The organism is Rhodothalassium salexigens DSM 2132, from assembly GCF_004341375.1.
Lineage (GTDB): Bacteria > Pseudomonadota > Alphaproteobacteria > Sphingomonadales > Rhodothalassiaceae > Rhodothalassium > Rhodothalassium salexigens.
Window position 1 is genome coordinate 1 of the sequence record NZ_SLXO01000021.1, and the last position, 8,941, is coordinate 8,941.

Consider the following 8,941-nt stretch of genomic DNA (forward strand, 5'->3'; position numbering starts at 1 on the left):
GCCTGGCTGACCAGGTCGGTGTTACCCTTGTTACCCGTGTTACCCAGTTTTGGGCCCCTGAAAAATACCGATCCATCGCGATGCCGCGCACCCGTCCTGGCCTGTCAGCCCCAGGGTCCCCGGCGGCGTCAGCGCCGGCCGTGTTTGCGGTAGAGCGCCCGGTCCATCTGCCGGGCGAGTTCAGCCGCCAACCGCTCGACGCCATGCTCGACCAGGCGCGCGTGGATCGCCGGGTCGGCCAGCGTCTCGGGCACGCTCGGCCCATAGAGCCGGTGCAGCGGGTGGCGTTCCTTGCCGATACGGATGAACACATGATCGGTGCCGTGGCGCTGGGCGATGAAGGCGCCGCGATAGCGCCGGCTGACACCATAGGCCCGTGCGGTGACCCCGGTGCGGGTCTGTCGGGCGGCGAACTGCATGAGCCTCAGGCTCTTGCCCGCGGCGCGCACCCGCGCCGGCTCGTCGATATACCGCGCCTGGACCAGCCGCAGATCCTGGCGCACGCGGCGCACCTTGGTGCCCATGGCCTTGGACACGGTCGAGGCGGCCTGGGACCGGGTCGACGCGCCGGCCCGATTGATCGCCGTGAGGACCGCGCGCCGCCAGCGCTTCGAGCCCAACCGATCGAGAAACGCCACGGCGTCGTCGAGATGGTGCTCGACCCGCAAATCGGGCGCGAACTGCCGAGCCATGGGCCAAGCCTCCAACGAAAAAGCCCGCCGACCGGGGCGGGCTGAATACAGTTTTTGGAATTAAGCACACCCTATCGCTTATCGAGCACATAGGCAAGGGGGTGCGGGCTGACAAACGAGACCGAAGCGCGAGGACGCCCGGTGAGCGGGGGCAGTTCGGATCAAGGGGTCACAGGGGCTCCGTGCCTCGGCCTCTTGCAACCCCGATCAACGAAGGATCAAATCACCCCCGGACTCTCGCTTCGGCTGGATGAAAGATGGGGGTCACGTCAGCAGGTCAGGTACATTCAGGGGAGTAGGTCACGACAAATCCCCGCGCCCCATGACTGCTCCTCAAAAAGCAGTCTTGAATCAGAACCAAGCCGGCTTGGGAATCCCTTTTGTCAACACGGCCTAGAGGAGGCCGTATCGACCGGTGTTAGGGTTGCCCGTGAAGACTGTCAGAGCGACCTGCTCCTTGATGCGCTCGGGCGGATGCTGGTTTTCGATGACGATGACTTGGCTACCCTCACCGTGGTGCTCGATGAGATAGTCGTAGAAGCGCTCTTTCAGGTCTGTACCTCTCAGGGCAATCTCTTCGTCACCTTCCGGTTTATAATAGGCAAGCAACGGAGAGTCGAGAACAACAAAACCGGGATGCGATAGCCCGTTTGACTGACAGTATTCGAGCAAGGCAATGCTCACTGCGGCATGAGTGATTGCGCGTAGGCCTTGGCCGAGACTCGATCTCCGCTTTCCGTCGATAACGAAATCGGAGGAGTCCTTTTCGTAGTAAACATGACATTCGCCGGGGAAATGCCAGGCCTTCAATATCTCGGAGACCTTCGAAGAGAACGCATGTGCAACGGATTCCGGTATGCCGGTCGTCACCTCCGAGCTTGTGGTCTCAGGATCGTCGCCTCCTTCGAGCAAGCCAGTCCTTCTGGCGACGAGCTTGTCGTATCTGGCAAATAGATCAGCGGCCTTTTGAGCACTGGAGCGCTCCTCCACGAGTGCCGAAAACGAAGCGCGAACCTCGGTGACGTCAGGTCCGACGGATTCCTGAATTGCTTCATTTAGTGCATCGTAGCCGGCTTCGACGCTCTTCAAAAACTCCGAAAGGTCTTCGGACTCTGCCGTCAAATCCGCAACCGTCGAGTCGAGTTCTGATTGAAGGCGCTGAATCTTTTCGATTTCGGCTGTCGCCGCTGCTACGACGGCCTCGACATCGCCATCGCATGTTTCATCAAGATGCTGCGCGTCCGGGTCTGCGCCGCAAAGCGGACAGGCCACCTGCTCGACATGGGCAAACATCGAGCCGCTCTCCTGGATAGCGGTGAGCCTTTTGAGATCGACATCATAGTGCTCGGCAAGCAACCTGAAGCGGGCAAGAAGATCGCTGATTTCGTCAAGCCTGTCCGAAGCTTCCTGCTTTTGCTCGAATAGCTCCCTGCGCTTGCCAACAAGCTCGTCGAGGGCTTTTTGGGAAGCGGAGAGCTCTTCGCGACGGGATTCGATTGACCCTTCCAGCCTTTCGAGCTGCTCTTCCAGCTCTTCCCGATCTTCGCCGAGATCTTCGATCTCTGTCTGTAGGTCAGAGAGAAGCTCGTCGATAAGTGCGATCTGGCGGGTATTGTCGGGAGACTGATCGGCATCAGGCACAACCGAAGAGTCGTCAATACCGGTCAGAAGCAGTTTGGCTGTGGCGATCTCGGAAGTTTTGGTCGTGTACTGGCCGCTCCAAAAGGGCGAGCCGGTTTGCTGGATTTCGCCCTCCTGGACAATGACGAGCCGCGCAAGGTTTCTGAAGCTCAGGCTCTGGGTCGCGCCCTTCGCTTTGCTCCTCAAGATACGCTTTCCGAGGAGCCCGATCTTATCGAGGAGATATCCTGACAAGTTGTCCGTTTTGTCGTGCGCGTGTTTCTGTTTAAGCGTTGTGGGCTCAGCATCACTGCCTTCGCTCAGATCAAACAGCTGAAAATTGCCGCCGGACATCGAGCGTTGCAGCTTGAAGTCTTCGTTTCCGATTGCCGCGAGACTAAGATTGAGTTGATCGTACTTGGCCCGTTCCGGAATTTCCTTCAGAGCAGAACCGCCCAACATAAAGTCGATCGAGTCTGCAAGAAATGATTTTCCGGTGTCGGAGGCACCGCAGATCACATTCACGCCGGACTGAAAATTAAGCTCCGCTTCGGCCTTTGGACCACGGAAGCGAATGCTGCGCAGTTGGAGATAGGTGTCGCTCATGCGCCATCTCCTAACTGCTGGACGGACTGGAACTGGCTCGACCAGCGCGCAAAGAACAGATGCGTAAAGCGACGGATTTCGTCAGTCGGCATGTCGGCAAAGCGTTGCACGGCCCACAAAGCGCGCTCTTTCAGATTCATAGAATATTCGTCGCTCAATGAGGAGATGAACGGAGCGGCAGCCTCACCGGCGATGTAAGTGACCCCCTCCTGTGCAGGCAATCTACGAACGAGGCCGCGGCTCATCATCAAAATCAGGCCTTTTTCAATCAGGCCACGCCGAACGAGCAGCTCCCCCGCTCGTAGTGGCAACGGGGCATGCAGGCTTTCCGGGCCTTCGGCGTCACCGGAATGCACGACCAGATAGTCCATTTCAACCAAACGCTGAAGATCAAAAGCCGCGGGAAACGCGGCATGCAGGATCGCCAGCGATCGCACACCGGTCTCCAGTGGGCTGTTGAAGGGCGCGGGTCTGTGATCGCTATCCATCATTGGGCACCCACGTCAATCGATCGTCATTGGCCAGCTGATGACAAATCCCCTGGCAGTCCTGCTTCTTGGTCACAGACGAGAGCGGATTTGCCGTGAGCGAGAGCGAAGCCGCTTGTGTCAGCGTCGCACGCATCCTCTCGAACCCATCCTGGTGATGCCCCTCGCAGATATCGATAACCCCATGACAAACTTCATTTTGTAGCGCCGCGAATGTTCCCTCCGGCACCGTGTCACGCGCAAAATTGCGCAGCGACTCGGCATGGTAGAAGCGCTCTCTCTGCCGCAGGAAGTCGCGCTTTATCGGAGCATGGGCGTCAAGTGCAACCGGATCGGTCATGGCCGCCCCCAGTTGATCGCCATAGGCGTCGAGAAGCTGTCTAATGTAGCGGCTTTCTGTTTTCGCAGGGGTTTCAGGCGGTTTGCCGGGGTCCGGACGTGGCGGCAACCCGCCACCGAAACGGACGGCGTGATAACCAGTCGTGCTGTGACCTTCGATCAGCTCGACATGAGACTTTGAAGAAAAAATGCTGAAGTCAAAAGCGTTAAAGTGAACTTCGAGATTGCCGGTAAGAGGAATGCCCTCGGTCGTGGCAATCCCCATCTGGCAATGCTTTTTCCAGTTTTCACGCGCCTTGGCTTTGAGGGTGTCGGGTTTGTTAAGCAGTTGTTCGAGGGACGTACTGATACCTTGCGAGGCTACGAAAAAGTGCCGCCGCGGCGGCAGGTACTCTTTCTTGTATGAGTAGTAGACGATTTTCCCTATCTCGACCCAGATATCGCTAGGTCGCAGGGGATGGTCGTAGCGCTTACATTGGTAGTTGTCCCAATCTCCCTGGAATCCTCTCTCGGACGTGAAACCGGCGATATCGACACCTAGATCACCCGGTCCACCAAAACGCCGGACCTTTGCGTAAGCGCCCGATAGGCTCGTGGACCATTCTTCGATGAAATCTTCCCAGTCGTCGGGACTGAAGGTGCAGATGCGCATCACCTTGGGGATAGGCAAACCGCTGCTCACATGCTCGGGCGATGCCGAGCACGTCGCAGGCTTGGGCTTAATCTCCTTGAGGTCGTCGTCCTTGATCAAGCTGCCTTCTCTCTCTTTTCCAGGGAGGCCAACACCTGACGGAAGCTGTTCAGACCCGCCTCCAAATTCTCGATAATCTCCTCCGCCAATTCGTCTGGCTCAGAGGCCGTTTCGAAAGTGGTTGAGCGGTCGAGGCTCATCTGATTCCAAGGAGTTGCGAAGCTTCCGGGAGATTGTCATGTGGACCCCGACCACCCGTAAGCAGCATAGTCGCCCTGCGGCGCGATACCAAACCGATTTGACGGACAAGGAGTGGCGGCGGATCGAGCCGTATCTGCCTGCCGCTCCGAAGACAGGCCGCCCCCGCGCGCGGGGGCGGGGGCGATCGCGCCCCATGGGATCCAGTCATCATCGCATCACCCCTCGAACCCGCGGGTGCGGCCGATATCGCGCTCTGCGGCCAGCAGGTCGGCGATGCGGTGGGAGGTGTTCAGGGCCTCGCGCAGCAGGCGCATCGCGTGGTCGAGAGACCGGGCGGTGGTGTCGTCCGGGTCGATGCGGGCGAGATCGCGCAGCAGCGTCTCGCAGGTCGTGCGGAACTCGTCATCAAGCGCCTTGCGCCGGGCGACGCGGTCGGCCAGCCGTTCCAGGCGCGGCTGGAGCGGCTTGAAGTGATCGTAGGGCAGGCCGCGCAGGACCTCGATGGCCGCGCGGGCGTCGGCCAGCGCATCGGCGGCGATGTCCTCGACGCGGTCGAAATCAGCGCGATAGCCTTCGCCCTGGATGTGGATGACGCGGTGGGTGTTGCCGTTGGGGATGGATGTCGGGGTCTGAAGCATGGGGGTTTCTTGAGGTTGAGAGGTTGAGCGGGGGGACCCGCCCTCCGTGTCGGGAGGGCGGGCCCCGCGCTCAGTGCAGGCGGGCCTTCGTGCGAGCGACGGGGAGGCTGGCGGGGAGCGTGATCGCCAAACGTCTGTTGCCGTCAGAGACGGAGACCTCGACCTTGCGGGACCGGACCAACCCCATGCCCCAGATGTGGAAGATCGCGCGCAGGCCCTGGCGGATGGCGTTGAGCCTGTCCAGCGCCGGGTCCGCCAGGGCCTGCGCGCGATGACGGGCGACGGGAACGGCATGCCTGCGGCCCGCGGGTCGGGCAGCATGTAGCACAGCGGATGCTCGAAGAACCGGGCCAGCCGGTCGCGGTCGATCTGCACCGGGGGGCCGTCGGCCACGGCCTGACGCTCGTCCTCGGTCAGCACCGGCCCCTTGTCGGCGTCCGGGCCTGCCGAGGAAAACCAGCCGACCGCGCGCCGTCTCCAGGATATCGACGACGACACGCGGTTTGCGCATCCGCTCGGGCACCGGGACCCGGCTGGGAAGTTTGGCGCATACCAGAGCACATCGCCAATCTTCAGGCTGTCGCGCCAAACCTTATGAGGCTACGGCCAGCCACCAGAGACCCATAAACCCGCCATTAAACCCACTTACGCACGGTTACTGGAACACAGATTGCCCACCGGGCTTGCAACGCACATCACCGCCCCATAAATAAAGCGATACGCTTCTATACGCCCCATTAATGAGGCAATGATTGGCAATGGCCAAGCCCAAGACCCGCTCATACTCACGCTACGCAATGCAAGCCGCTGAGTTGCTCGGCCTCACCATTCATGAGGCTCGGATAAGGCGCGGCCTGACCGTTGCCGAGGCCGCCGAGCGCGCCGGGATCTCTCGCGGCCTCGTGAACCGGATTGAGAATGGCGAGATGGGGTGCGCCATCGGCGCGGCCTTTGAACTCGCCGTAATCGTCGGCGTGTCGCTTTTTGATGCCGAGCCGACCAGCCTGACCCGCCACCTGACGAACGCCAGGGACAAAGCCTCTCTGCTGCCCAAGAAGGCACGCAAGAGCACGAAGGCGGTGAAGGATGACTTCTAAGAACCGCCAAGCGCCCGCTGTCGATGAAGCCTATGTGTGGGTTTGGCTGCCTGGCGCGACCGAACCTGTGGTCGCCGGCCGCGTCTATCGCGACAATCGAAACCTCAGCTTCAACTATGGCCGCAGCTATCTGAAACGCGACGATGCCGTTGCGCTCTACCTGCCGGAACTCCCCCTGGAAGCCGGCGCAATTCCCCCGGCTCCTGGCCTGTCCATGGCTGGCTGCCTGCGGGACGGTGCACCGGACGCCTGGGGGCGGCGGGTTATCCTTAACCGCAGAGCCGGCATAAAGGGCCAGGATGCCGATATCGGCTCGCTCGATGACCTGACCTACCTGCTGGACTCCGGCTCCGATCGCATCGGCGCACTCGATTTCCAGACATCGCCGACGGAATATGTGCCCCGCGAGGCACAGGCCGCCACCCTGGAAGAGCTGCTTTCCGCTGCGGAAAAGGTGGACAAAGGCATCCCGCTCACGCCCGAGCTGGATCAGGCGCTCTACCACGGAAGCTCGCTGGGCGGCGCACGCCCCAAAGCCATGATCGAGGACGGCGACAAAAAGCTGATCGCCAAGTTCTCGTCCTCAACCGACCTCTACAATGTGGTGAAGGCGGAATTCATCGCCATGCGCCTGGCCGAGAAAGCCGGCCTCTGCGTCGCGCCGGTACGCCTGGAACATGTGGCCGGGAAGGATGTGCTGCTTGTCGAGCGGTTTGACCGGATCAAGAGCGAGGCCGGTTGGCAGCGCAAAGCCATGGTTTCAGCGCTGACGATCTTCGGCCTGGATGAGATGATGGCGCGCTATGCCAGCTATGCCGATCTAACGGAGATCATCCGGCACCGGTTCACCGCGCCCAAGGCTACGCTGCGAGACCTGTTCCGGCGGCTGGTTTTCAACATCGTCTGCGGCAACACCGACGATCATGCGCGCAACCACGCGGCCTTCTGGGATGGTCGACAGCTCACCCTGACGCCGGCATATGACATCTGCCCGCAAAGCCGAACCGGCAACGAGGCCAGTCAGGCAATGCTGATCACGGTACAAAGCCGACGCAGCACGTTAGCGACCTGCATGGAAGCCGCGGCCAGTTTTCACCTGGATGAGCGCGCGGCCGCGACAATCATCAAAGACACCCTCAAAGCCGTGCGTTCGCAATGGCAGAACACATGTGCAGAGGCGAACCTGTCCAAGGTGGACCAAAACCTGCTCTGGGAACGGATGTTCCTGAACCCGTCCATATTCGACGGCGCGGACGATTTCCGGTAGTCGTCAAACATCCCAGGATCCAGGCCGAAGGCCCGACAGTGCTACCGCCGCCCCTCCCGCTGCCGACGGCGCTTCCGCGCGCCCGACCCTTGCCGCGATCAGCACGCCGGTCTGCCAGCGGGGCGGTCCCTGACCCTCAGTGTCGAGGATCAGGCGCACAGCACGCTCGCGCACTTCGGGGGAAACTTGTTCATTGTCTTGCTCATGGTGCTCCACCTTACTCAGGAGTTGGAGCCTTCTGCAAACCCGGGGCGGTTCACTGCAATGCCATCAGTCGCTTCGGCCTGCAGGCTTTCTAGCGCCTTCACAAGATCCTCGCCCTGAGGAAGAGGTTTGTCTTGCGCCTCGAGATACGCCGAAAGCTCGCCATAGGGTTCTCGATATTCGCCGTCCCGGAGAATTCGCAGTGTCCGCTCCGTCACGTGGATCCAATAGTAGGCGCGCTTTTTCCGAATTGCTGCTGGATCGGAAACGACAACTTCTTCATTGACGTCGACGTACATGCCGCTCTGCCGCTCTTTTTCGATTAGTCCGGCCGCGGCGGCAGAGAAAACTTTCCTGACCCATATCAGTTCTATTTGGAAAATCGTGCGTTGATCACTAGTCATAACATCGAGCCCCTCAACGCCTGATTCAAGCAAAGCATCCAGAAGCTCCTCGGGCACCGGTTCTTTCGTCAGTTCATCGAGGCGCTTGTTTCGGGACCAGCGCTCCTCGATGAGCTCACGCGCTCTGGCGTTCAATTGCGGCGGCTTCAAACCGTACTTCTTAAACAGAGAGACAAAAAGTACAAACGCTGCGACCACTTGACGAAAGTGGTGCCAGCTCGGTGTACGTTTTGATTTCTCAATATCCAGCTCCAGACGATGTCCTTTTCCTGCCTCTTCAAATGCAAGTATTGCAGTGGACAGAGCAGAGCCGGCGCTTCCGTGCTCCAGAAGCAGATAAGCATCCGATAGAAGGCGATCTACATTTGCTATGATCGCTAATCGACGCTCGTCATTTAGTTCCACTGCCACGCCTCACTCCAACACGATCATGTCGCCCGCAAACGGATAGGTTCCTCGAAATGTGGACAGAGTTGCATCTCGCGCTGCGTTTCCGCAATAGCTGCCTGCTTCGAAACTGTAGTCGCTTCCTGCGGCAAACCCGGCGCGATTCAGCTCCTCCCCTTTTTTTCCGCCGCTGGCGCAGCGATGTGCACGGACTAGGCCGTAGACTCATAATTTCGCAGCCATATCCGCGTTGAAGCGAGTTTCACGGCGGCGAGGAAGTTCTCGGGTTTCTTGTCATAGCGCGTGG

At 60.1% G+C, this 8,941-nt stretch carries 8 protein-coding genes and 2 pseudogenes; 3 read left to right on the forward strand and 7 right to left on the reverse strand.

Annotated features, from left to right (window positions below):
* Positions 1-128 precede the first annotated feature (128 nt).
* The 4 genes from EV659_RS14515 to EV659_RS14530 form a co-directional block, all read right to left on the reverse strand.
* The gene (locus EV659_RS14515) at positions 129-692 is read right to left on the reverse strand and encodes a phage tail protein (RefSeq protein ID WP_132709615.1); all 564 of its coding nucleotides are present in this window, start codon (positions 690-692) and stop codon (positions 129-131) included.
* Between the two features lie 393 nt (positions 693-1,085).
* A complete protein-coding gene (locus EV659_RS14520) occupies positions 1,086-2,918 on the reverse strand; it encodes an AAA family ATPase (protein WP_132709616.1) in 1,833 nt (610 codons plus the stop codon).
* Positions 2,915-3,406 carry an ABC-three component system middle component 2 gene (locus EV659_RS14525; protein ID WP_132709617.1) on the reverse strand — a complete coding sequence of 164 codons (492 nt, stop codon included), beginning with the start codon at positions 3,404-3,406 and terminating at the stop codon, positions 2,915-2,917. The genes EV659_RS14520 and EV659_RS14525 overlap by 4 nt, the downstream gene beginning before the upstream one ends.
* Positions 3,399-4,496 carry an ABC-three component system protein gene (locus tag EV659_RS14530; protein ID WP_132709618.1) on the reverse strand — a complete coding sequence of 366 codons (1,098 nt, stop codon included), beginning with the start codon at positions 4,494-4,496 and terminating at the stop codon, positions 3,399-3,401. Before EV659_RS14530 ends, EV659_RS14525 begins: the two co-directional genes overlap by 8 nt.
* Before the next feature lie 178 nt (positions 4,497-4,674).
* Between EV659_RS14530 and EV659_RS15105 the strand changes: the two are divergent.
* A pseudogene (locus EV659_RS15105) lies at positions 4,675-4,800 on the forward strand (transposase); the annotation flags it as partial.
* A 52-nt stretch (positions 4,801-4,852) separates the two neighbouring features.
* On the opposite strand, the gene EV659_RS14540 reads toward EV659_RS15105, so the two are convergent.
* Complete coding sequence (locus EV659_RS14540; protein WP_132709619.1) at positions 4,853-5,275, reverse strand: hypothetical protein; 423 nt, start codon at positions 5,273-5,275, stop codon at positions 4,853-4,855.
* A gap of 758 nt (positions 5,276-6,033) precedes the next feature.
* Here EV659_RS14540 and EV659_RS14545 point away from each other — a divergent pair.
* Complete coding sequence (locus EV659_RS14545; RefSeq protein ID WP_132709620.1) at positions 6,034-6,372, forward strand: helix-turn-helix transcriptional regulator; 339 nt, start codon at positions 6,034-6,036, stop codon at positions 6,370-6,372.
* Entirely contained in the window at positions 6,362-7,639 is a 1,278-nt protein-coding gene (locus EV659_RS14550; RefSeq protein ID WP_132709621.1) for a type II toxin-antitoxin system HipA family toxin, read from the forward strand. Before EV659_RS14545 ends, EV659_RS14550 begins: the two co-directional genes overlap by 11 nt.
* Positions 7,640-7,860: 221 nt before the next feature.
* Here the strand turns inward: EV659_RS14550 and EV659_RS14555 are convergent, their stop codons facing one another.
* On the reverse strand, positions 7,861-8,658 hold the full coding sequence (locus EV659_RS14555; protein ID WP_132709622.1) for an AbiV family abortive infection protein: 798 nt from the start codon (positions 8,656-8,658) through the stop codon (positions 7,861-7,863).
* Positions 8,659-8,846: 188 nt separating this feature from the next.
* A pseudogene (locus EV659_RS14560) lies at positions 8,847-8,941 on the reverse strand (IS5/IS1182 family transposase); the annotation flags it as partial.

Coding starts and splice junctions, on each gene's coding strand:
- EV659_RS14550 (WP_132709621.1), top strand. CDS start 6,362: ATGACTTCTAAGAACCGCCAAGCGCCCGCTGTCGATGAAGCCTATGTG.
- EV659_RS14525 (WP_132709617.1), bottom strand. CDS start 3,406: ATGGATAGCGATCACAGACCCGCGCCCTTCAACAGCCCACTGGAGACC.
- EV659_RS14545 (WP_132709620.1), top strand. CDS start 6,034: ATGGCCAAGCCCAAGACCCGCTCATACTCACGCTACGCAATGCAAGCC.
- EV659_RS14515 (WP_132709615.1), bottom strand. CDS start 692: ATGGCTCGGCAGTTCGCGCCCGATTTGCGGGTCGAGCACCATCTCGAC.
- EV659_RS14520 (WP_132709616.1), bottom strand. CDS start 2,918: ATGAGCGACACCTATCTCCAACTGCGCAGCATTCGCTTCCGTGGTCCA.
- EV659_RS14540 (WP_132709619.1), bottom strand. CDS start 5,275: ATGCTTCAGACCCCGACATCCATCCCCAACGGCAACACCCACCGCGTC.